The sequence below is a fragment of the Paraoerskovia marina genome, from assembly GCF_900105445.1.
Lineage (GTDB): Bacteria > Actinomycetota > Actinomycetes > Actinomycetales > Cellulomonadaceae > Paraoerskovia > Paraoerskovia marina.
Map to the genome: position 1 here is coordinate 2,680,710 of NZ_LT629776.1, position 22,318 is coordinate 2,703,027.

Annotated in this window: 18 protein-coding genes and 1 tRNA gene; 6 read left to right on the top strand and 13 right to left on the bottom strand. The window is 69.1% G+C overall.

What is annotated here, in order from left to right:
* Nucleotides 1–320: 320 nt before the first annotated feature.
* The 4 genes from BLU20_RS12195 to rplJ form a co-directional block, all read right to left on the bottom strand.
* Nucleotides 321–4,196, bottom strand: coding sequence for a DNA-directed RNA polymerase subunit beta' (locus BLU20_RS12195; RefSeq protein ID WP_029252164.1), 3,876 nt, complete (start codon nucleotides 4,194–4,196; stop codon nucleotides 321–323).
* 119 nt (nucleotides 4,197–4,315) lie between these two features.
* Nucleotides 4,316–7,837 carry a DNA-directed RNA polymerase subunit beta gene (gene rpoB / locus BLU20_RS12200; protein ID WP_029252163.1) on the bottom strand — a complete coding sequence of 1,174 codons (3,522 nt, stop codon included), beginning with the start codon at nucleotides 7,835–7,837 and terminating at the stop codon, nucleotides 4,316–4,318.
* A gap of 394 nt (nucleotides 7,838–8,231) precedes the next feature.
* Nucleotides 8,232–8,618, bottom strand: a complete 387-nt coding sequence (gene rplL, locus BLU20_RS12205) for a 50S ribosomal protein L7/L12 (RefSeq protein WP_029252162.1) — start codon at nucleotides 8,616–8,618, stop codon at nucleotides 8,232–8,234.
* A 108-nt stretch (nucleotides 8,619–8,726) separates the two neighbouring features.
* Entirely contained in the window at nucleotides 8,727–9,257 is a 531-nt protein-coding gene (gene rplJ / locus BLU20_RS12210; protein WP_029252161.1) for a 50S ribosomal protein L10, read from the bottom strand.
* 418 nt (nucleotides 9,258–9,675) lie between these two features.
* Here rplJ and BLU20_RS14450 point away from each other — a divergent pair, with 418 nt between their 5' ends.
* On the top strand, nucleotides 9,676–10,995 hold the full coding sequence (locus BLU20_RS14450) for a glycosyl hydrolase family 18 protein (RefSeq protein WP_083372676.1): 1,320 nt from the start codon (nucleotides 9,676–9,678) through the stop codon (nucleotides 10,993–10,995).
* Between the two features lie 187 nt (nucleotides 10,996–11,182).
* On the opposite strand, the gene rplA is transcribed toward BLU20_RS14450, so the two are convergent.
* The 5 genes from rplA to BLU20_RS12240 form a co-directional block, all read right to left on the bottom strand.
* Nucleotides 11,183–11,899 (bottom strand): 50S ribosomal protein L1, encoded by a 717-nt coding sequence (rplA, locus tag BLU20_RS12220; RefSeq protein ID WP_029252159.1) that lies wholly within the window; start codon nucleotides 11,897–11,899, stop codon nucleotides 11,183–11,185.
* Between the two features lie 98 nt (nucleotides 11,900–11,997).
* Nucleotides 11,998–12,429, bottom strand: coding sequence for a 50S ribosomal protein L11 (rplK, locus tag BLU20_RS12225; protein ID WP_029252158.1), 432 nt, complete (start codon nucleotides 12,427–12,429; stop codon nucleotides 11,998–12,000).
* 74 nt (nucleotides 12,430–12,503) lie between these two features.
* The gene (nusG, locus tag BLU20_RS12230) at nucleotides 12,504–13,223 is read right to left on the bottom strand and encodes a transcription termination/antitermination protein NusG (RefSeq protein WP_083372677.1); all 720 of its coding nucleotides are present in this window, start codon (nucleotides 13,221–13,223) and stop codon (nucleotides 12,504–12,506) included.
* Between the two features lie 83 nt (nucleotides 13,224–13,306).
* Nucleotides 13,307–13,564 (bottom strand): preprotein translocase subunit SecE, encoded by a 258-nt coding sequence (gene secE, locus BLU20_RS12235; RefSeq protein WP_029252156.1) that lies wholly within the window; start codon nucleotides 13,562–13,564, stop codon nucleotides 13,307–13,309.
* A gap of 107 nt (nucleotides 13,565–13,671) precedes the next feature.
* Nucleotides 13,672–13,744 (bottom strand) — tRNA-Trp (locus tag BLU20_RS12240).
* A 155-nt stretch (nucleotides 13,745–13,899) separates the two neighbouring features.
* Here BLU20_RS12240 and BLU20_RS12245 point away from each other — a divergent pair.
* From BLU20_RS12245 to BLU20_RS14210, 4 genes are read left to right on the top strand one after another with little or no spacing between them, the layout of a single operon-like run.
* The gene (locus BLU20_RS12245; protein WP_083372678.1) at nucleotides 13,900–14,811 is read left to right on the top strand and encodes an ABC transporter ATP-binding protein; all 912 of its coding nucleotides are present in this window, start codon (nucleotides 13,900–13,902) and stop codon (nucleotides 14,809–14,811) included.
* Entirely contained in the window at nucleotides 14,808–15,656 is an 849-nt protein-coding gene (locus tag BLU20_RS12250; protein WP_083372679.1) for an ABC transporter permease, read from the top strand. Before BLU20_RS12245 ends, BLU20_RS12250 begins: the two co-directional genes overlap by 4 nt.
* A complete protein-coding gene (locus tag BLU20_RS12255) occupies nucleotides 15,646–16,680 on the top strand; it encodes an adenosine deaminase (protein ID WP_083372680.1) in 1,035 nt (344 codons plus the stop codon). Before BLU20_RS12250 ends, BLU20_RS12255 begins: the two co-directional genes overlap by 11 nt.
* A 41-nt stretch (nucleotides 16,681–16,721) precedes the next feature.
* On the top strand, nucleotides 16,722–17,702 hold the full coding sequence (locus BLU20_RS14210) for a L,D-transpeptidase family protein (protein ID WP_083372681.1): 981 nt from the start codon (nucleotides 16,722–16,724) through the stop codon (nucleotides 17,700–17,702).
* A 12-nt stretch (nucleotides 17,703–17,714) separates the two neighbouring features.
* Here BLU20_RS14210 and BLU20_RS12265 read toward each other — a convergent pair whose 3' ends face one another.
* Both BLU20_RS12265 and BLU20_RS12270 read right to left on the bottom strand, forming a co-directional pair.
* Entirely contained in the window at nucleotides 17,715–18,857 is a 1,143-nt protein-coding gene (locus BLU20_RS12265) for a UDP-N-acetylmuramate dehydrogenase (protein ID WP_083372682.1), read from the bottom strand.
* 9 nt (nucleotides 18,858–18,866) lie between these two features.
* Nucleotides 18,867–20,135 (bottom strand): MFS transporter, encoded by a 1,269-nt coding sequence (locus BLU20_RS12270; protein ID WP_052366815.1) that lies wholly within the window; start codon nucleotides 20,133–20,135, stop codon nucleotides 18,867–18,869.
* A gap of 138 nt (nucleotides 20,136–20,273) precedes the next feature.
* Between BLU20_RS12270 and BLU20_RS12275 the strand changes: the two genes are divergently transcribed.
* Nucleotides 20,274–21,347, top strand: coding sequence for a LacI family DNA-binding transcriptional regulator (locus BLU20_RS12275; protein ID WP_083372683.1), 1,074 nt, complete (start codon nucleotides 20,274–20,276; stop codon nucleotides 21,345–21,347).
* A gap of 81 nt (nucleotides 21,348–21,428) precedes the next feature.
* On the opposite strand, the gene BLU20_RS12280 is transcribed toward BLU20_RS12275, so the two are convergent.
* Both BLU20_RS12280 and BLU20_RS12285 read right to left on the bottom strand, forming a co-directional pair.
* Nucleotides 21,429–21,851, bottom strand: a complete 423-nt coding sequence (locus BLU20_RS12280; RefSeq protein WP_083372684.1) for a MaoC family dehydratase — start codon at nucleotides 21,849–21,851, stop codon at nucleotides 21,429–21,431.
* Entirely contained in the window at nucleotides 21,848–22,309 is a 462-nt protein-coding gene (locus tag BLU20_RS12285) for an FAS1-like dehydratase domain-containing protein (protein WP_083372685.1), read from the bottom strand. Before BLU20_RS12285 ends, BLU20_RS12280 begins: the two co-directional genes overlap by 4 nt.
* Between the last annotated feature and the right edge of the window lie 9 nt (nucleotides 22,310–22,318).

Sequence of the window (22,318 nt, forward strand, 5' to 3'; positions counted from 1 at the left end):
TACCCGCGCACACTTGCCGGCCCGGCCTGACCGCTGCGCTGCTCACTCCCCCGTCACCGAGGGGCGGTGCGCGTCCGACGTCGGATCGGCGAGGCCGATCCGCATCTCACGAACAGAACAAAGGGCCCGACAACGCGGGCACGGCTCACAACGTTACTCCCACTACCACGTGCGAGTCAACATCGGAAGGACGGCTCCTCGCGCGGCACCGTCCCGGGCGGACCTGAGCACCGCCGTCGTCCGGGGAACGACGACGGCGCGGCACCCACCGGGGTGGGTACCGCGCCGCCTGAGTCCCTCAGGACCTGTCTACCGACAGGTCAGCGGTAGTCGCCGAAGTCGAGGTCCTCGAGCGGGATCGCCTCGCCGGAGCCCATACCGAGCGCCGGGAAGTCGATCTCGTCGTACCCGAACGTCGGATAGAGCTCGGTCTTGGCCTCCTCGGTCGGCTCGACGTCCACGTTGCCGTAGCGCGTCAGGCCGGTACCGGCCGGGATGAGCTTACCGATGATGACGTTCTCCTTGAGGCCCAGCAGCGGGTCGCGGCGACCGCTCATGGCGGCCTCCGTGAGCACGCGCGTGGTCTCCTGGAACGACGCGGCCGAGAGCCACGAGTCCGTCGCGAGCGACGCCTTCGTGATACCCATCAGCTCCGGACGGCCGGCCGCCGGACGGCCACCCTCCGCCACGGCCTGCCGGTTCGCGTCCTCGAAGCGCACACGCTCCGCGAGCTCACCGGGCAGCAGCTTGGCGTTGCCCGAGTCGAGCACGGTCACGCGACGCAGCATCTGCCGCACGATGACCTCGATGTGCTTGTCGTGGATGTCCACACCCTGGGAGTTGTAGACCTCCTGGACCTCGTCCACCAGGTGCTTCTGCGTGGCGCGCGGGCCGAGGATGCGCAGGACCTTCTTCGGGTCCACCGCACCCTGCACGAGCTGGGTCCCGACCTCGACGTGGTCGCCGTCGTTGACCAGCAGACGGGCACGCTTGGTGACCGGGTACTCGATCTCCTCCGACCCGTCGTCCGGCGTGAGCACGAGACGGCGCGAACGCTCCGAGTCGTCGATCGCGAGGCGACCGGAGAACTCCGCGATCGGCGCCTCACCCTTCGGGGTACGCGCCTCGAAGAGCTCGGTGACACGCGGCAGACCCTGCGTGATGTCGTCCGCCGAGGCCACACCACCGGTGTGGAACGTACGCATCGTCAGCTGGGTACCGGGCTCACCGATCGACTGGGCCGCGATGATGCCGACCGCCTCGCCGATGTCCACGAGCTTGCCGGTCGCGAGCGAGCGGCCGTAGCACTTGGCGCACGTACCGACGCGCGACTCGCACGTCAGGACCGACCGGACCTTGACCTCGGCGACCCCGGCGGCGAGCACCTTGCGGATGACGTCGTCACCCGCGTCGTCACCCGCGTGGGCGACGACGTTGCCGTCGGCGTCCTCGACGTCGGAGGCCAGGGTCCGCGAGTAGATGCTCGTCTCGACCTTCGGGTGCTCGACGAGCACGCCGGCGACGTCCTCACCCACGGGGAGCTTCAGACCACGCTCGGTGCCGCAGTCCTCCTCACGGATGATGACGTCCTGCGAGACGTCCACGAGACGACGGGTGAGGTACCCGGAGTCCGCGGTACGCAGAGCCGTGTCGGCGAGACCCTTACGGGCACCGTGCGTCGCGATGAAGTACTCGAGGACCGAGAGGCCCTCGCGGTAGTTCGACTTGATCGGACGCGGGATGATCTCACCACGCGGGTTCGCCACGAGACCACGCATACCGGCGATCTGACGGACCTGCATCCAGTTACCACGAGCACCCGAGCCCACCATGCGGAGCACGGTGTTGCGCTCGTCGGCCTCGAGGTTGGCACGCATCGTCTGCGCGACCTTGTCGGTGGCCTGGGTCCAGATCTCGATGAGCTCCTGACGGCGCTCGTCGTCCGTGATCAGACCACGGTCGTACTCCTGCTGGACCTTGAGGGCCTTGGCCTCGTGCTCCTCCAGGATCGCGGCCTTGTCCGACGGCGTGGCGACGTCCGAGATCGCGATGGTGACGCCCGAGCGGGTCGCCCAACGGAAGCCGGCGGCCTTCAGGGCGTCGAGCGACGCAGCCACCTCGACCTTCGGGTACTGCTCGGCGAGCGCGTTCACGATCACCGAGAGGCGCTTCTTGTCGACGATCCCGTTCTCGTACGGGTAGTCGACGGGGAGCGTCTCGTTGAAGAGCGCACGGCCCAGCGTCGTCTCGAAGACGAACGGCTCGCCGGGCACGAAGCCCTCGGGTGCCTTGCCGTCCTCGAAGACCAGTCCGTCGAGACGGATCTCGACCTGCGCGTTGATGTCCAGCGTGCCCTGGTCGAACGCCATGATGGCCTCGGCGACCGAGCCGAACGCACGCCCCTCGCCCTCGGCACCCGCACGGTCGCTCGTGAGGTGGTGCAGACCGATGATCATGTCCTGCGAGGGCATGGTGACCGGACGGCCGTCCGACGGCTTCAGGATGTTGTTGCTCGAGAGCATGAGGATGCGGGCCTCGGCCTGCGCCTCGGCGCTCAGCGGCAGGTGGACCGCCATCTGGTCACCGTCGAAGTCGGCGTTGAACGCGCCGCAGACGAGCGGGTGCAAGTGGATGGCCTTGCCCTCGACGAGCTGCGGCTCGAACGCCTGGATACCCAGACGGTGTAGCGTCGGCGCACGGTTCAGCAGCACCGGGTGCTCGGTGATGACCTCTTCGAGGACGTCCCAGACGACCGGGCGCGCACGCTCGACCATCCGCTTCGCCGACTTGATGTTCTGCGCGTGGTTCAGGTCGACCAGGCGCTTCATCACGAACGGCTTGAAGAGCTCGAGTGCCATCTGCTTGGGCAGACCGCACTGGTGGAGCTTCAGCTGCGGCCCGACGACGATGACCGAACGGCCCGAGTAGTCGACGCGCTTTCCGAGCAGGTTCTGACGGAAACGACCCTGCTTGCCCTTGAGCATGTCCGAGATCGACTTGAGCGGGCGGTTGCCCGGTCCGGTCACCGGACGGCCACGACGGCCGTTGTCGAACAGCGAGTCGACGGCCTCCTGGAGCATCCGCTTCTCGTTGTTGACGATGATCTCCGGCGCACCGAGGTCGAGCAGACGCTTCAGACGGTTGTTCCGGTTGATCACGCGGCGGTACAGGTCGTTGAGGTCCGACGTCGCGAACCGGCCACCGTCGAGCTGCACCATCGGGCGCAGGTCCGGCGGGATCACCGGGACGGCGTCGAGCACCATGCCGGTCGGCGAGTTCGTCGTCGTCAGGAACGCGTTGACGACCTTGAGGCGCTTCAGCGCACGGGTCTTCTTCTGACCCTTGCCCGTCGAGATGATCTCGTGGAGAAGCTCTGCCTCGGCCTCGAGGTCGAAGTTCTGCAGACGCTTCTGGATCGCGTCGGCACCCATCGAACCCTCGAAGTAGGGGCCGTAGCGGTCGAGCAGCTGGCGGTAGAGCATCTCGTCGCCCTCGAGGTCCGCGACCTTGAGGTTCTTGAACCGGTCCCAGACCTGCTCAAGGCGATCGAGCTCGGCGTCGGAGCGCTTGCGCAACTGCGCCATCTCGCGCTCGGCCGAGTCACGCACCTTGCGGCGCGCGTCGGCCTTGGCACCCTCGGCCTCGAGCTCGGCCAGGTCGGCCTCGAGACGCTGGGCGCGCAGGTTGATGTCGTTGTCGCGGCGGTCCGCGATCTCCTTCTTCTCCAGGTCGATCTCGTTCTGGAGGTTCGGGAGGTCCTCCTGACGCCCCTCCTCGTCGACCCACGTGATCATGTAGGCCGCGAAGTAGATGACCTTCTCCAGGTCCTTCGGCGCGAGGTCGAGCAGGTAGCCCAGTCGCGACGGAACACCCTTGAAGAACCAGATGTGCGTGACGGGGGCGGCGAGCTCGATGTGCCCCATGCGCTCACGACGCACCTTCGAACGGGTCACCTCGACGCCGCAGCGCTCACAGATGATGCCCTTGAAACGGACGCGCTTGTACTTGCCGCAGTAGCACTCCCAGTCCCGGGTCGGGCCGAAGATCTTCTCGCAGAAGAGTCCGTCCTTCTCAGGCTTCAGGGTGCGGTAGTTGATGGTTTCCGGCTTCTTGACCTCACCGTGGGACCAGCCACGGATGTCGTCGGCCGTGGCCAGGCCGATACGCAGCTCGTCGAAGACATTGACGTCGAGCAATGTGTCCTACTTCCTTCGTCTGCCGGCGGCTGGGAGAGCCGCCCGCACAATGGAGAAATATGTTGAGGTGACGGCGGCGGCGAGAACCAGGGGCGCTCGCCGCCGTCGTGCTCGATCTATCAGATCTCGTCGACGCTCGCTGCGGCGTTCGGACGGCGCGACAGGTCGATGCCGAGCTCCTCCGCCGCGCGGTAGACCTCGTCGTCGGACTCGCGCATCTCGATCTGGACGCCGTCGCTCGAGAGCACCTCGACGTTCAGGCACAGGGACTGCATCTCCTTGAGGAGAACCTTGAACGACTCCGGGATGCCCGAGTCGGGGATGTTCTCGCCCTTGACGATGGCCTCGTAGACCTTCACGCGACCCGGGACGTCGTCCGACTTGATGGTCAGGAGCTCCTGCAGCGTGTAGGCGGCGCCGTACGCCTCGAGGGCCCAGACCTCCATCTCGCCGAACCGCTGGCCACCGAACTGCGCCTTACCACCCAGCGGCTGCTGCGTGATCATCGAGTACGGACCCGTCGAGCGCGCGTGGATCTTGTCGTCGACCAGGTGGTGCAGCTTCAGGATGTACATGTAGCCGACGGACACCGGGTCCGGGAACGGCTCGCCGGAGCGGCCGTCGAACAGACGCGCCTTCCCGTCGCCCTGGACCATGCGCTCGCCGTCGCGGTTCGGAAGCGTCGCGGTGAACAGACCACGCAGCGCATCCTCCTGCAGGCCGTCGAACACCGGGGTAGCCACCGGGCGGCCCGGCTCCGACGTCGCGGCGATCGCGGGGACGTTCTCCTTCCAGGAGAGGTCCTCCCCGTTCTCGCCACCCGCGAGCGAGATGTCCCAGCCCTGCTTGGCGATCCACCCGAGGTGGGTCTCCAGCACCTGACCGACGTTCATTCGACCCGGAACACCCAGCGGGTTCAGGACGATGTCGACCGGGGTGCCGTCCGGCAGGAACGGCATGTCCTCGACCGGCAGGATCTTGGAGATGACGCCCTTGTTGCCGTGGCGTCCGGCGAGCTTGTCGCCGTCCGTGATCTTGCGACGGTTCGCGATGTAGACGCGCACCAGCTGGTTCACACCGGCGGGCAGCTCGTCGCCGTCCTCGCGATTGAACTCGCGCACGCCGATGACCGTTCCCGACTCACCGTGGGGAACCTTCAGGGACGTGTCGCGGACCTCACGGGCCTTCTCGCCGAAGATCGCGCGCAGCAGGCGCTCCTCGGGGGTCAGCTCGGTCTCACCCTTAGGGGTGACCTTGCCGACCAGCACGTCGCCGGCGCCGACCTCGGCACCGATGCGGATCACGCCACGCTCGTCGAGGTCTGCGAGGACCTCCTCGGAGACGTTCGGGATGTCCCGCGTGATCTCCTCCGGGCCGAGCTTGGTGTCGCGAGCGTCGACCTCGTGCTCCTCGATGTGGATCGACGAGAGCACGTCGTCCTGCACGAGGCGCTGGCTGAGGATGATCGCGTCCTCGTAGTTGTGGCCCTCCCACGACATGAACGCCACGAGGAGGTTCTTGCCGAGCGCGAGCTCCCCCTCGTCCGTCGCGGGACCGTCGGCCAGCACGGAGCCGACCTCGACACGAGCACCTTCGTCGACCAGGACGCGCTGGTTGTAGCTCGTCCCGTGGTTCGAGCGGACGAACTTCTTGGCCCGGTACGTCGACGTGGTCGCGTCGTCGTTCGCGACGGTGATCAGGTCCGCCGACACCTCGGTGACGACGCCGGCCTTCGAGGCGACGATCACGTCACCGGCGTCGACCGCCGCGTGACGCTCCATGCCGGTGCCCACGAGCGGGGCCTCCGAACGGAGCAGCGGCACGGCCTGTCGCTGCATGTTGGCACCCATGAGTGCACGGTTCGCGTCGTCGTGCTCCAGGAACGGGATCAGCGCGGTCGCCACCGACACCATCTGGCGCGGGGAGACGTCCATGTAGTCCACGGCCTCGCCGGGGATGATGTCGACCTCGCCACCCTTGGTGCGGACGAGCACGCGCTCCTCGACGAACGAACCGTCGTCGTTGAGGATCTGGTTCGCCTGTGCGATGACGAAGGTGTCCTCGTCGTCCGCGGTCAGGTAGACGACCTCGTCGGTCACCTTGCCGGCCGTGACCTTGCGGTACGGCGTCTCGACGAAGCCGAACGGGTTGATCCGTCCGTAGGAGGCGAGCGAGCCGATCAGACCGATGTTCGGGCCCTCAGGCGTCTCGATCGGGCACATGCGCCCGTAGTGCGACGGGTGGACGTCACGGACCTCCATGCCGGCGCGGTCACGGGACAGACCACCCGGGCCCAGCGCGGACAGACGACGCTTGTGCGTCAGACCGGCGAGCGGGTTGTTCTGGTCCATGAACTGCGACAGCTGCGACGTCCCGAAGAACTCCTTGATCGACGCCACGACCGGGCGGATGTTGATCAGGGTCTGCGGGGTGATCGCCTCGACGTCCTGGGTCGTCATCCGCTCACGGACGACACGCTCCATCCGGGACAGGCCGGTGCGGACCTGGTTCTGGATGAGCTCGCCCACGGCGCGGATACGACGGTTGCCGAAGTGGTCGATGTCGTCGGTCTCGACGCGCACGTCGATGTCCTCGCCGTTGCGGCGACCCGACATCGTGGCCTTGTCGGCGTGCAGCGACGCGAGGTACTTGATCGTCGCGACGACGTCGGTCACCGACAGCGTCGAGTCGTTCAGCGCCGCCTCGACGCCGAGCTTCTTGTTCGCCTTGTAGCGACCGACCTTCGCGAGGTCGTAGCGCTTCGGGTTGAAATAAAAGTTCTCGAGCAGCGAGCGACCGGCCTCGACCGTGGGCGGCTCGCCCGGACGAATCTTGCGGTAGAGGTCGACCAGCGCCTCTTCCTCGGTGTGGACGTGGTCCTTCTCGAGCGTGTCCAGGATGGCCGGGAAGTCTGCGAACTCCTCGCGGATCTCCGACTCGCTCAGCCCGAGAGCCTTCAGCAGGACGGTGACCGGCTGCTTACGCTTGCGGTCGACACGGACGCCCACTGCGTCGCGCTTGTCGATCTCGAACTCGAGCCACGCACCCCGCGACGGGATGATCTTCGCCGAGTAGATGTCCTTGTCGCTCGTCTTGTCGGGCGTGCGCTCGAAGTAGACGCCGGGCGAACGGACGAGCTGCGAGACGACGACACGCTCGGTGCCGTTGATGATGAACGTCCCACGCTCGGTCATCAGCGGGAAGTCGCCCATGAAGACCGTCTGGCTCTTGATCTCGCCGGTCGTGTAGTTGACGAACTCCGCGGTCACGTAGAGCGGTGCGGCGAAGGTGAAGTCCTTCTCCTTGCACTCGTCACCCGTGTACTTGGGAGCCTCGAAGCGGTGGTCCGAGAAGGACAGCGACATCGTCGAGCCGAAGTCCTCGATGGGCGAGATCTCGGAGAAGATCTCCTCAAGACCCGACGTCGTCGGGACGTCCTGACGGCCGTCGGCCGTGGCGGCGGCGACTCGCGCCTGCCACTTTTCGTTTCCGAGCAGCCAGTCGAAGCTGTCGGTCTGGAGCCCGAGGAGGTCCGGGACTCCCAGGGGTTCATGGATCTTGGCGAACGAGAGTCGACGCGACGCGGTCCGGTTCGCGATTGCGTCGGCGGACGGAGCAGAAGGGGTGCGCGAGGCAGCCAAGGGGGGTCCTTCCCTGCAGTTTGAGAACACGCTGCAACCGCCCGGCGGAGCACGATCCCCGTCCTCGTCCCCGTCCTCTCGACGCGCACGTACGTCGGGAGTTCAGAGTGGGATATTTGAAATCGTGGGCACAGGGCAGCGCAAAGCGACAGCCTACCCCACCATGGCACATCCGTCTACCCCCGACGGAGAGAACCTCCGACGGAGTGACCTGGCGCCCTCGCCATCCGTGTCGTCCCCCGGCACGATCCCGGGACCCGAGCGACGCTGCTCGATCTGTGACGACGCGCATATCCTGACACACCCGGTGCCGCGAACGCCACGAGGCCCCCGCCCGCAGAGCGGACGAGGGCCTCGTGGAGGTACTGGCGCGGCTCGGTACGAGCCGCTCAGATCACTTGAGCGTGATCGTGGCGCCAGCGCCCTCGAGAGCAGCCTTGGCCTTCTCGGCAGCGTCCTTGTCGACACCCTCGAGAACCGGCTTCGGGGCACCGTCGACGAGGTCCTTGGCCTCCTTCAGGCCGAGGCTCGTGAGGGCGCGCACCTCCTTGATGACCTGGATCTTCTTGTCGCCGGCCGACTCGAGGACGACGTCGAACTCCGACTGCTCCTCAGCAGCCTCGGCGGGGGCGCCACCGGCAGCAGCCGGGGCAGCAGCGGCCACGGGGGCGGCAGCGGTGACGTCGAAGGTCTCCTCGAAGGCCTTCACGAAGTCGGAGAGCTCGATGAGGGTGAGCTCCTTGAAAGCGTCGAGCAGCTCGTCGTTGCTGAGCTTCGCCATGATGGCGGTCCTTTCGGTTGGTGCTGGTCGTCGACCCGCGTGCGGGCCTGCACGAAGCAGGGGTGATGATGTGGGAAAAGCAGTGAGCGTCGCACGAACCCCGGAGGGTCAGGCTGCAGCGCTCTCCGATTCCTGCTTCTGACGCAGGGCATCGATCGCGCGCGCGGCCTGGGCCGTGGGCGCCGTGAACAGGTAGGCAGCCTGGTAGAGCTTGCCCTTCATCGCGCCGGCCAGCTTGGCCAGCAGCACCTCGCGGGACTCGAGGTCCGCGAGCTTGTTGATCTCCGTGCTGGTCATGACGCGTCCGTCGAGGACACCGCCCTTGACGACCAGTGCGGGATTCGCCTTGGCGAAGTCGCGCAGACCCTTTGCCACCGCGACCGGGTCACCGGTCGAGAAGGCAATGGCGGTCGGGCCCTGAAGGTCGACGTCGATACCCTCGACGCCCACCTCCTTCGCCGCGATCGAGGTCAGCGTGTTCTTCACCACGGCGTAGGTTGCGTTGCCGCTGAGCGACCGACGCAGCTCCTTGAGCTGCGCGACGGTGAGCCCGCGGTACTCGGTCAGCACGGCAGCGTTCGACTCGCGGAACTGGTCCACGATCTCTGCGACTGCGGCTGCCTTCTCCGGCCTCGCCATGGCAATCCTTCCAGTGGTGGTGCCACCGGTCACCAGGGCGGGAGGCTCTGGCGACCCGAGGTCCTGACAATGAAAAAGAGCCCCGCGCAGGCGGAGCTCTCCAGGACTGTCGACGGAGGACGACAACGACGAGATTCTCACCTGCGCTGGCCTCCGCCTCATCGGCGGGACTTCGGTTTCCGACCTGCCCTGGGGCAGAAGGGAACGACCGGCGGTCTTCGGTACCGGTCCACCATACGCGACAACCGCCCGGACTCCTAATCCGGATCCATACCAGCGACTACCGGCCGCCGCGCGTCGAGGAGATACGTACAACCACGTAGATGCTGCGCAGAGAGGCGGGAATCCCCTCATTCCGCCCACCGACCAGGCTCCGTAGCGTCGACAGGTCCCTGCACCTCCGTTCCAAGGAGCACTCGTGCGAACCTCACTCGTCCCCCGACGCGCCGTACGCGCCGTCGCCGTCGCAGCCGCACTGGCCGTCTCAGGCCTCGGCGCGATCACCGCCGCGAACGCGGCGACCCCCGCAGCGGCCCCCGCCGCCACGTCCGCGAACGACGCCCAGTGGCTCACGGGCTACTGGCACAACTTCGACAACGGCTCCGTCGTGATGCCGCTGAGCGAGATCCCCGAGGCCTACAACCTCGTCGCCGTCGCGTTCGCCGAGAACCACCCGACGCTGTCCGGCGGTATCGACTTCACCCTCGAGACCGAGGAGCTCGGCGGCTACACCGACGCCGAGTTCCGTGCAGACATCGCCGACATCCAGGCCCAGGGCCGCAAGGTGATCCTCTCCGTCGGAGGCGAGAAGGGCAACGTCGTCGTCTCGAACGCCACGCAGGCCAAGAACTTCGCCGACACCGCCTACGACCTCATGCAGGACTACGGCTTCGACGGCGTGGACATCGACCTCGAGCACGGGATCCACGCCGACGCCATGTCCGACGCGCTGCACCAGCTCTCCGCGAAGGCCGGCAGCGACCTCATCATCGCGATGGCGCCCCAGACGATCGACTACCAGGCCACCTCGATGGGCTACTACCAGCTGACCCTGGCCATCAAGGACATCCTGACGATCGTCAACACCCAGTACTACAACTCGGGTTCGATGATGGGCTGCAACCAGCAGGTCTATGCCCAGGGTTCTGTCGACTTCCTGACCTCGCTGGCCTGCATCCAGCTCGAGATGGGGCTCACGCCCGACCAGGTCGGCATCGGTGTGCCTGCCGTGCCGTCCGCCGCAGGTGGCGGATACCAGTCGCTCGCCAACGTCGAGAAGGCCGTCGACTGCCTCGAGACGGGCACCAACTGTGGCACCTTCACGCCCGGTACGCCGTACGGAAAGATCGGCGGCGTCATGACCTGGTCGATCAACTGGGACGCGACGAACAACTACGAGCTCGCGAACCGCTTCGGTCAGCGGCTCGGCACCGGGAGCGGTGCTCCGACCACGGACCCGACGACCGACCCGACGACCGACCCCACCACGGACCCCACCACGGACCCGACGACCGACCCCACGACCGACCCCACGACCGACCCGACCACGGACCCGACGACGAACCCGACCGACTCGCCCAACCCGTGCGAGGCCTCGGCGTGGAACGCCGGCCGGGTCTACGTCGGGGGCGACCAGGTCGTGCACGACGGCCAGGCCTGGCAGGCCAAGTGGTGGACGCTCAACGACGCCCCGGCGCCGAGCGACTGGGGAGTCTGGAAGAACCTCGGATCCTGCTGACCGCATAACCACGCGCACCGCCGAGGGGCGGTGACCTCACGTATGCGTGAGGTCACCGCCCCTCGGCCTGTCAGCAGGGCATTCACACCCGGTGGGCCTCGCCCGCCTAGGGAACGCCGAAGGCCTGGAACCACCGGGGGTGGTTCCAGGCCTTCGATCTGCCGTCGACGACGGCGTCAGAACGCGATCAGGCGTCGTCGCCCTCGAGGAGCTTCGTCGTCTTGTTCTGGTCGAGCGGGATGCCCGGGCCCATCGTCGTCGTCATCGTGGCCTTCGTGATGTACCGGCCCTTCGAGGAGGACGGCTTCAGACGAAGGATCTCGTCGAGCGCCGCGGCGTAGTTCTCCACCAGCTGCTCCTCGGAGAAGGAGACCTTGCCGATGATGAAGTGCAGGTTCGAGTGCTTGTCGATGCGGAACTCGATACGGCCGCCCTTGATGTCGTTGACAGCCTTCGTCACGTCCATCGTCACGGTGCCGGTCTTCGGGTTCGGCATCAGGCCGCGGGGGCCGAGGACCTTACCGAGGCGCCCGACCTTGCCCATGAGGTCCGGCGTCGCCACGGCGGCGTCGAAGTCGGTGTACCCGGCGGCGACCTTCGCGATGAGGTCGTCACCGCCGACCTCGTCGGCGCCGGCGGCGAGTGCCTGCTCCGCCTTGTCGCCGTTCGCGAAGACGATCACGCGGGCCGTCTTGCCGGTGCCGTGGGGCAGGTTGACCGTGCCACGGACCATCTGGTCGGCCTTGCGGGGGTCGACGCCGAGACGGAACGCGACCTCGACGGTCGCGTCGTACTTGACGGTCGCGGTCTCCTTCGCGAGACGCACGGCGTCCAGCGGGGCGTAGACCTCGTCGCGGTCGATCTTCTCTGCGGCGGCCCGGTAGGCCTTGCTGCGCGTTGCCATCTGCTTCTCCTTTGTCTGAGCAGTCGTGGTGAGCGGGTCCGCGCGGACCCTTCCACTGATCGTCCGACGAGCGTCGGACGATCGATCGGGTGAGGAAATCAGCCCTCGACCGTGATGCCCATCGAACGGGCGGTGCCCGCGATGATCTTCGACGCGGCGTCGAGGTCGTTGGCGTTCAGGTCCTCGAGCTTCGTCGTGGCGATCTCACGCACCTGGTCGGCCGTGATCTTGGCGACCTTGACGGTGTGCGGGGTGGCCGAACCCTTGTCGACGCCGGCTGCCTTCTTGATGAGCTCGGCTGCCGGCGGGGTCTTGGTGATGAACGTGAACGAGCGGTCCTCGTAGACCGTGATCTCGACCGGCACGACGTTTCCGCGCTGCGACTCGGTCGCGGCGTTGTACGCCTTGCAGAACTCCATGATGTTGACGCCGTGCTGACCGAGCGCGGGGCCGATCGGCGGGGCCGGGTTGGCGGCGCCTGCCTGGATCTGGAGCTTGATGAGGCCAGAGACCTTCTTCTTGGGAGGCATGCGAGTTCCCTAACTTTCTGTTGATGGACCGACGCCGTGGGCGATGACCCGGTTGCAGGTGGTGCCGACGAGGATCAGATCTTGGCGACCTGGTCGAACGACAGCTCGACCGGGGTCTCCCGGCCGAAGATTGAGACGAGCACCTTGAGCTTCTGCGTGTCCGCGTTGATCTCGGAGATCGTCGCGTCCAGCGTCTCGAAGGGGCCGTCGGTGACCGTGACGGACTCGCCGACCTCGAAGTCGACCTCCATCGGGGCCTTGCCGGACGTCGCGGGCTGGCCCTCGACCGCGGGAGCCTCCTCGACGAAGGTCGGCGCCAGCATCGAGAAGACCTCGTCGATCGTCAGCGGCACGGGCTGGTGCGTGTGGCCGACGAAGCCGGTGACGCCGGGCGTGTGGCGCACCGCACCCCACGACTCGTCGGTGAGGTCCATGCGGACGAGCACGTAGCCGGGGATCCGAACGCGGCGCACGATCTTCTTCTGCGCGTTCTTGAACTCCGCGACCTCTTCCATCGGCACCTCGACCTGGAAGATGTACTCCTCCATGTTGAGGCTCTGGGTGCGGTTCTCCAGGTTGACCTTGACGCGGTTCTCGTAGCCCGCGTACGAGTGGATGACGTACCACTCGCCGAACTGGCCACGCAGCTCGCGACGGAACTCCTCTGCGGGGTCCACCACGGGTGCATCCTCAGCAGGCTGTTCCTCGCCGTCCACGGGTGCAGCCGTCTCAGCCTCGGCGCGCTCGGCGTCGGGCTCGGTGTTCTCCGGCTTGTCCAGCGAATCCTCGGACACGAAGGAACCTGCTTTCTCGGTCGGTACGTGGGGAAGGACTGATCCTTCGGTGGGCTCTCGGGGTCGGAGCCGAGACGGGGCTGCTAGCCGAAGAGGGCGAGCGTCCCGATGCCGATCAGGTAGTCGATCAGGGTGATGAAGCCCATCATGACAACCAGGAAGACGATCACCACGACGAAGTACGTCCCCAGCTCGGAACGGGTCGGCGTGACCACCTTCCCGAGCTCCGCGATGACCTGGCGGACGAAGATCGCGATGCGCGCGAAGATGTTCGGGCGCTTCCCGTCAGCGCGACGGTCTCCGGCTCCGGCCTCGACCGCACCGGACGGTGATTCACTCACTGCTCTTCCCCACTCGGTGGACGGACAGACCTGGCGGCGGAGTCAACCTGATCGCACTGACCCGCATGGCACCCGTGACGTGTCCATGACACGTCACAGGAGCCGAGCAGGGTAGACAGGGCTCGAACCTGCAACCTGCGGTTTTGGAGACCGCTGCGCTACCAATTGCGCCACTACCCTTCGGCACCTCAGCCCCTCTGACTCGTCATGCAGGGCATGACTCATCATGGCGAGCGTCAATCACCAAGGGACCACTGTACGCGAACCGACGGCCTGGGTCGAACTCGTCCCAGGCGCCGCTGCGTGATCACGACATACGCACCATACTCAACGCCATGACGACGCACGGCACCGCGCCCACGACACCTCTCGGTGCCGACCGGGACCTCGTCGTCAGCGTCCGCGGGCTGCGCAAGGAGTACGGCGCCACGACGGCGGTCGACGGGCTCGACCTCGACGTCGGCCGGGGTGAGATCTTCGCGATGCTCGGACCGAACGGCGCGGGCAAGACCACGACGACCGAGATCCTCGCCGGCCACCGCCGCGCCACCGCCGGCGACGTCTCGGTCCTGGGCCTCGACCCGGCCCGCGCGAGCAGGGCCTGGCGTTCCCGGGTCGGCGTCGTGCTCCAGTCGACCAACGACCTCGCCGAGCTCAGCATCCGCGAGCTCGTGCACCAGTTCGCCCGGTACTACCCGGATCCGCGCGACCCGGACGACGTCGTCGAGATGGTCGGCCTCGGGGAGCAGAGCGGGTCTCGTGCACGATCGCTCTCCGGCGGTCAGCGCCGCCGCCTCGACGTCGCGCTCGGCGTCGTCGGACGGCCAGAGCTGCTGTTCCTGGACGAACCGACGACCGGCTTCGACCCCCAGGCCCGGCGTTCCTTCTGGGAGCTGCTCCGCGAGCTGCGGGCGACCGGGACCACCATCTGGTTGACGACCCACTATCTCGACGAGGCGGACGCCCTCGCCGATCGTGTCGCGGTGATGCGGGCGGGCAGCATCGTCGCGCTCGACTCCCCTGCCGGCCTCCGGGCCCGGACCCACGGCCGCGCCGTCGTGCGCTGGGACGGCGGCGAGGCCACGACCGCGTCCCCGACGACCCTCGTCCAGGACCTCGCCGCGCGGTACCAGGGGGAGGTACCTGCCCTCGAGGTCCGGCGTCCGTCGCTCGAAGACGTCTATCTGGAGCTGATCGGGCAGACGCCCGACGCCGTGCCGGAGAGCACCACGGAGGCGCAGGCGTGAGCACACCCCGGACCTCTTCGATCTCGCCGGACGTCCGGCTGCCCGGGACGGCGCGGCTCGGCCTCGCCCGGACCTCCCTGGAGCTGCTCACCTTCGTCCGCGAGCGCGACGCGATGATCTTCATCTTCGCGTACCCGCTGATCATGATGGCGATCTTCGCGACGGTGTTCGACGGCCAGGTGGCGGGCCCGCCGGACTCCGGCGTCTCGTTCGCCCAGTACTTCGTCGCGGGGATCGCGGCGACCGGCATCATGCTGACGAGCTTTCAGACGCTCGCCACGAGCATCGCCGTGGAGCGCGACGACGGAACGCTGCGGCGCCTGCGCACCACCCCGTTGCCGCCGACGGCGTACTTCCTCGGCAAGGTGGGCCAGGTCATGGTCGTGACGGTCGTCCAGATGGCCGCGCTGATCGCCCTGGCGACGACCGCGTTCGACGTCCCGCTGCCGGACGAGCCCGGCGACTGGCTGACGTTCGGGTGGGTGCTGGTCCTCGGCACGGCCACCGGGACGGTCCTCGGGGTGGCGTTCTCGTCGGTCCCGCGGTCGGGCAGGTCCGCGACGGCGGTCGTCGCCCCGCTGGTCCTCGTCCTGCAGTTCATCTCCGGTGTGTTCTTTCCGTTCTACCAGCTGCCGGGATGGATGCAGGACGTCGCCTCGGTCTTCCCGCTGAAGTGGATGGCGCAGGGCCTGCGGTCGGTGTTCCTCCCGGACGAGGCCGCCGCCCTCGAGGTGGGCGGCGCCTGGGACAACGGGGTGACGGCGGCCGTCCTCGGGGCGTGGCTGGTGGTGGGCCTTCTCGTCGGGGTCCGTACGTTCCGATGGAGGCGACGCGATGACGGGTGACCTGACCACGCTGCCCAAGGCGCACCTGCACCTGCACTTCACGGGTTCGATGCGTCTCTCGACGCTCCAGGAGCTCGCCGCGGGGTACGGCGTACGGCTCCCGGCAGCCCTGATCGACGGAGATCCGCTGCGCCTTCCGGCGACGGAACGCGGCTGGTTCCGGTTCCAGCGCCTGTACGACGCGGCCCGCGCGTGCGTCCGCTCGGAGGCCGACATGCGGCGCATCGTCGACGAGGCCGCGGCGGACGACGCCGCGGAGGGGTCCGGCCGGCTCGAGATCCAGGTGGACCCGACGTCGTACGCCCCGTTCATGGGTGGGATCACGCCTGCGGTCGAGGCGGTCCTCGACGCGGCGAGCACGGCCAGCCGAGACCACGGCCTCGAGGTCGCCGTGATCGTCGCGGCCTCGCGGACACGGCACCCGCTCGACGCACGGACGCTCGCGCGGCTCGCGGCTCAGTACGCGGGCGAGGGTGCCGGCGAGGTGGTCGGGTTCGGTCTGAGCAACGACGAACGTCGGGGCGACACCGCGGAGTTCGCGCACGCCTTCTCGATCGCGCGACGGGCGGGCCTGGCGTCCGTGCCCCACGGCGGAGAGCTGCTCGGCCCCTCGCACGTGCACGACGTCGTGGCGCACCTCTCCCCCGACCGGATCGGGCACGGGGTCCGTGCGGGTGAGGATCCGCAGATGCTCGACCGGCTGGTCACGGCGGGCACGACGCTCGAGGTCTGCCCCGCGTCGAACGTCTCCCTCGGCGTGTACCGCGAGGACGCCGACGTCCCGCTGCGCCGGCTGGTGGACGCGGGGGCCCGGGTCGCCCTCGGTGCCGACGACCCCCTCCTGTTCGGCTCTCGCCTCGTCGCGCAGTACGAGACGGCGCGGTCGGTCCACGGGTTCTCCGACGCCGAGCTAGCCGACCTCGCCCGGGCGTCGGTCCGCGGGAGCCGGGCCGGCCCGACGACGCGCGCACGACTCCTCGCCGACATCGACGCGTGGGCGCGTCAGGCCGAACATCGCCCGTAGCCAGCCCCTGTAAGGCATCCTGGAGCGAGGGAGGTGGACCCATGCGTGCACGGCGGCGGAGATCGCCCGGCGTCACCCTCGTGCTGTGCGCCGGTCTCCTGGTCGGCGGGTGCGGTGCGGTGGACGCCGTGTCGGGTCTGGCCGACGATGCCGTCGGGGCCACCGGAGCCCCCTCCCCGACGAACGACGAGGAAGCGGCAGATCCGCCGGCGACGCCCACGCAGGCCGCCACCGCGACGTCCACGCCGAGCCCCGCACAGGACGTGGAGCCCGCGGAGGCGGCGCCTTTACCAGCGGTCGAGCCCGAGCCGGCACCGAGCACCAGCACACCGACGCCGGAGCCGGAGCCGGAGCCGGAGCCGGAGCCGGAGCCGGACGAGGATCCGACGCCGACGGCAGAGTCTGAGCCCGACCCGGAACCGGAAGACCTCGCGATGGGTGCCTCCGGCGCGCGCGTCACGGCGGTGCAGCAACGGCTCGTCGACCTCGGGTACTGGGGGACCGCCGTCGACGGGAGCTTCGGTGCCGGGACCCGCCAGGCCGTCTGGGCGCTGCAGAAGGCCGCCGGCCTGAGCCGCGACGGTGTCGTCGGGCCCCGCACGCAGCAGGCGCTGGACGACGGCGTCCGCCCGGGTGCGCGGTCCTCCTCGGGTCACGTGATCGAGATCGACCTGAACCGCCAGCTCGTGCTCCTGGTCGACGACGGCGTCGTGGGTCGGGTACTCAACGCCTCGTCGGGGAACGGGGAGACGTACGAGGCCGGCGGCAGGACCTACCGGGCGACGACGAGCGGCGGGAGCTTCGCCGTCGGACGGCAGGTCGACGCGCTCCACGAGTCGAGCCTCGAGCTCGGGGACATGTGGCGACCGAAGTTCTTCAACGGTGCGATCGCCCTGCACGGCGCCGACTCGGTGCCTGCCTGGCCCGCGTCGCACGGTTGCGTCCGGGTGTCGAACGGCGCGATGAACTACGTCTGGGACACCTGGCAGGCCCCTCCGGGCACACCCGTCCTGGTCTACTGAGCGGCGGAGTCGCTAGAGAGCCACGCCCACGAGCACCGGCTCGGGGACGAGCTCGATCCCGTACGCGTCCAGCACGCCGTCGCGGACGGTCCGGGCGAGTGTCAGCAGATCGCTCGCACTCGCGCCGCCGCGGTTCGTCAGTGCGAGAGTGTGCTTGGTGGAGAGCCGCGCGAGGCTCGCGTCGCCGTAGACGCCGTAGCCCTTGGAGAAGCCGGCATGGTCGATCAGCCACGCTGCCGAGGTCTTGACGACCTCGGGGTCGACCTCGCCGAGCGACGGACCCGTCGTCGCGGCGGGCCGCGACGTCCGGACGGGGAACTGCGGCGCGTCGGCCGGCAGCCGGCTCGCGTCCGAGGCCCGCACGATCGGGTTGGTGAAGAACGACCCGGCACTCCACCGGTCGTGGTCCGGCTGAGCAGGGTCGTCGAGCAGCATGCCCTTGCCGCCGCGCAGCGCGAGGACGGCCTCGCGCACGTCGACGGACGGTGCGCGCTCCCCCACCGCCACACCGAGCGTCCGGGCCAGCTCGGGGTAGGCGACAGGCGCGGAGAGAGAACCCAGGCGCATCTGCAGGGAGACCTCCAGGACCACGAACCGCGGCGTCGGGTACCAGGGACCGTCGTCGGCGGCGTCGTACATCGAGTCCTTGAGCCGAGAGCTGCGGTACCCGAACCCGAGCTCACCGGCCGCGAGCATGCGGGCCCGCTTCTCGTGGCGGTCCCAGACGCGCACGGACGAGACCACCCCGGCGATCTCCTGGCCGTAGGCGCCGATGTTCTGAACGGGCGCAGCACCGAGCGTGCCGGGGATCCCGGAGAGCGCCTCGATCCCCACCCAGTCGGACTCCACGGCCTGCCGCACCAGCGCGTCCCAGCCGTGGCCAGCCGGTGCCGTGACACTCGCACCGCCGCACGAGTCCTCGGACTCGACCCGGGCCCCGCGACGTGTGTCACGGACGACGACCCCGGCGAAGCCCTCGTCGGCGACCAGGAGGTTCGACCCCCCGCCGACGACGAGGACGGGCTCGCCGACCTCGTCGGCGGAGCGGACCGCGTCGACCAGCTCGGCCTCGGTCGCGGTCTCGACGTACCGGTCGGGGCTCCCGCCCACGCGCAGGGTGGTCAGGTCGGCAAGGCTGGGGGCGTCGAAGGTCACCCGGCCAGCCTAGTTCGTCGCGGCGTCCCCGGGGCGGGACCCCGGCGTGCTCTCGGCGGGCTCGTCGTCGGCTGCCGGGAGCGGGCGCGCGGCCGAGACCACGAACAGCCCGATCACGAGCGGCACCGCGATGACGAGCAGCGCCTCGCGGTACCCCACGAGGTGCGCGAGAAAGCCGATCAGCGGCGGGCCGATGAAGAATGCCGAGTAGCCGATCGTCGCGACCACGCTCACCCGGACGGCGGCGTGCTCGGGGTCGTCCGAGGCCGCACTCATACCGACGGGGAAGCCGAGCGCGGCGCCCGCACCCCACAGGACGATGCCGACCATCGCGACCGCGAGGTTGTCCACCGTGGCGAAGACACCGAGACCGACCAGGGCAAGACCTGCCGACAGTCGCAGGACGGCGACGCGGCCGAACCGGTCGAGCAGACCGGTGCCGAGCAGCCGCATGCCGGTCATCGCGCTGAGGAACAGCGCGAGGCCCAGGGCCCCCATGCCGTCCGCCACGCCGAACCCGTCGACGACGGCGAGCGAGACCCAGTCGTTCGCTGCACCCTCGGTCAGGGCCGCGGCGAGCACCACGATCCCGATCAGGAGGGTGCGACGCTCGGTCCAGGCGGCGAGCTGGTTCCGGCCCGCCGACGGCGCGGCGACGGGGTCGACCTGCAGGTCGTCGGCCGACGGTGCCACGCGTTCCGGGGCCTCGACGGGCAGGAAGTACCGCACGGCGAGGAGGACCGTGACGACCACGACGACCATCGCGGCGACCTCGTGCACGGTGTAGGAGACCTGTAGGAACGCTGCGAGCGCACCGACCCCCGCGCCCGCCACCGTGCCCAGCGAGAACGCCGCGTGCAGCCGGGGCATCAGGGAACGACCGAGCTTGCGCTCGACGGCGGCGCCCTCGATGTTCATCGCCGCGTCCCACACCCCGTTGCCGATCCCGGCGACGACGAGACCTGCACGAACCGCCCAGACGACGCCGAGGTCCACGGCGACGACGGTGACCGCGAACCCGACGGCGGTGACGACGGCGAAGATCACCACCGTCCGCACCGCGCCAAGGCGGTTGACCACCAGCCCGGACAGAGGCAGCGCGCAGATCGACCCGACCGCCGCCGAGAGCAGGAGGAGGCCCATCTGCGCCTCTCCGAAGCCCAGCGCGTCGCGGACGGCCGGTAGGCGTGAGGCCCAGCTCGCGAAGGCGAACCCGGAGGCGAAGAACACGGTGGCGACAGCCCAGGCTGCTCGCTGGGGCGTCAGGGTGGTGGGCATCGCGGCGTACTCCTGGCCGGACGGGTCCGTCAGCAGGAGCGAACGGAGTGCGGATCGGTGCGGGCTCGGATCGAAACGATTCGATCCGCATAGTTTGCTAGTAGGCTGGCTGTCGCGTCAACCGTTGGAGGAGATCCGTTGTCTGCATCCGCACGCCCCACGCTCGCCCTCGTCGCCGAGCGCGCCGGCGTCGCCATCTCCACCGCCTCGTTGGCCTTCACCGCCAACGGGCCGATCAGCGAGGCGAGCCGCAACCGGGTCCTCGCGGCCGCCCGCGAGCTCGACTACGCGGGACCGAACCCCCTCGGTCGACAGCTCCGCTCCGGACGCTCCGGCATCGTCGGCGTGGTCATCGGCGACCAGCTCAAGCGCAGCTTCCGCGACCCGGTCGCCGTGCAGGTGCTCGACGGTCTCGTCTCGACCCTCGGTGCCGCCGGCCTCGGAGTGCTCCTGATCCCGGGCATCCCCGGCGTCGACGCCGACTCCCGCGCCGTCGACCCGCTGATCGAGTCGGCCGCCATGGACGTCGGTGTCCTCGTCTGGGGCGTGCGCACCGACGACCCGACGCTCGCCGCCTTCGAGCGGCGCGGCGTCCCCGTCGTCGTCGGCGAGGGCCGGGAGGTGCCCGGTGCTCCCATCGTCTCGATCGCCGACCGACGTGGGACTGTCGACGTCGTCCGGCACCTCACCTCGCTCGGGCACTCCGCGATCGCCGAGATCGCGCTCCCCCTCGACCACACGCGCCGCTCGGGCCCCGTCGACGCCGCGCGGCTCGCACAGTCGGACCGCACGCCGACGAGCAACCGACTGGCCGGCGTCCGGGACGTCGTCGAACCCGTCATCACCTGGGAACCCGCGGGGCCGCTGGTCGAGCACGGCAAGGAGGCGGCGATCACGATCCTCTCGGGCGACGACCGCCCGACGGCCATCGTCGCCCACTCGGACCTGCTCGCCGCCGGCGCGCTGCTCGCCGCCCAGGAGCTCGGGCTCAAGGTCCCGGAGGACGTCTCGATCGCGGGGTTCGACGGGCTGGACCTGCCCTGGCTCGCACCGGCCGTGCTCACGACCGTCCGGCAGCCGCTCGCCGAGAAGGGCGCGAAGATCGGCGAGGCCGTCGTGAACCTGCTGGCGGGGAACGCCCCGGAGTCGGTCGAGCTCGACGTCGAGCTCGTGGTCGGGACGACGACGGGTCCGCCGCGCGAGGCTGTGTGACCTGTTCTCCCGCGCGAGGCGCGGGGCGAGGATCGGCGCGTCGCCGACCGGGCTGCTGTCGACGACCTCCGGCGAGGTCGTTCAGAGTCGGACGACGGCCTGCGTCTTCATGAGCACGCGTGCGCCCTCGAACGTGACGGCGAGGTCGATGCGTGCGGTGGAGGCATCGGCGTCCAGAGCACCGACGACGCCCACCACCTCGACGACCGCGACGCCCTGGTCGGGGACCGGCACGGGGCGGGAGAAGCGCGTCTGGTAGTCGACGACGGCCGCCGGGTCACCGGCCCACTCCTCGACGAGCGCGACGGCGGCACCCATCGTGAACATGCCGTGCGCGATCACGCCGGGTAGTCCGACCTCGGTCGCGAAGCGCTCGTTCCAGTGGATCGGGTTGAAGTCGCCGCTCGCGCCCGCGTACCGGACGAGTCGAGCCCGGTCGACCTCGACCGTCCGGGTACCGATCTCGTCACCGACGGACAGGTCGGAGTACTCGGGGCGGGTCATGCGTCGTCTCCACGGACGGCGAGCGTCGACGTGACGGTCGCGACGGGCTGCGGCTCGCCGTCGGCGGTCCGCGCGGCGATCTCGCACCGGGTGGTCACCATCGACAGCCCGCGTCGTTCGACGATCGAGTCGACGTGCAGGACGGTCACGAGCTCGTCGCCGGCGACGATCGGGCGATGATGGGTGAAGCGCTCGTCGGCGTGCACGACGCGGCTGAAGTCGACCCCGGCGTCCGGGTCCTGGATGTACTGGGCCTCGGCCCGCTGCGCGACGACGACCGCGAAGGTCGGGGGCGCGACAAGGTCCGGATAGCCCGCACCCCGCGCGGCCACGAGATCGTGGTGCACGGGGTGGAGGGAACCGACGGCCGACGAGAACTCACGGAGCTTCTCGCGTCCGACGACATACGCATCCGTCACCGGATAGGTGCGGCCCGCGTAGTCGGCGTTGATCGGCATCGATCGAGA

Excerpts from the sequence above, each read along its gene's own strand:
- BLU20_RS12245 (WP_083372678.1), top strand. The coding sequence starts at position 13,900 with ATGACGACGCACGGCACCGCGCCCACGACACCTCTCGGTGCCGACCGG.
- BLU20_RS12280 (WP_083372684.1), bottom strand. The coding sequence starts at position 21,851 with ATGACCCGCCCCGAGTACTCCGACCTGTCCGTCGGTGACGAGATCGGT.
- BLU20_RS12255 (WP_083372680.1), top strand. The coding sequence starts at position 15,646 with ATGACGGGTGACCTGACCACGCTGCCCAAGGCGCACCTGCACCTGCAC.
- BLU20_RS12285 (WP_083372685.1), bottom strand. The coding sequence starts at position 22,309 with ATGCCGATCAACGCCGACTACGCGGGCCGCACCTATCCGGTGACGGAT.
- rplK (WP_029252158.1), bottom strand. The coding sequence starts at position 12,429 with ATGCCTCCCAAGAAGAAGGTCTCTGGCCTCATCAAGCTCCAGATCCAG.
- rplJ (WP_029252161.1), bottom strand. The coding sequence starts at position 9,257 with ATGGCGAGGCCGGAGAAGGCAGCCGCAGTCGCAGAGATCGTGGACCAG.
- BLU20_RS12270 (WP_052366815.1), bottom strand. The coding sequence starts at position 20,135 with ATGCCCACCACCCTGACGCCCCAGCGAGCAGCCTGGGCTGTCGCCACC.
- rplA (WP_029252159.1), bottom strand. The coding sequence starts at position 11,899 with ATGGCAACGCGCAGCAAGGCCTACCGGGCCGCCGCAGAGAAGATCGAC.
- BLU20_RS14210 (WP_083372681.1), top strand. The coding sequence starts at position 16,722 with ATGCGTGCACGGCGGCGGAGATCGCCCGGCGTCACCCTCGTGCTGTGC.
- rplL (WP_029252162.1), bottom strand. The coding sequence starts at position 8,618 with ATGGCGAAGCTCAGCAACGACGAGCTGCTCGACGCTTTCAAGGAGCTC.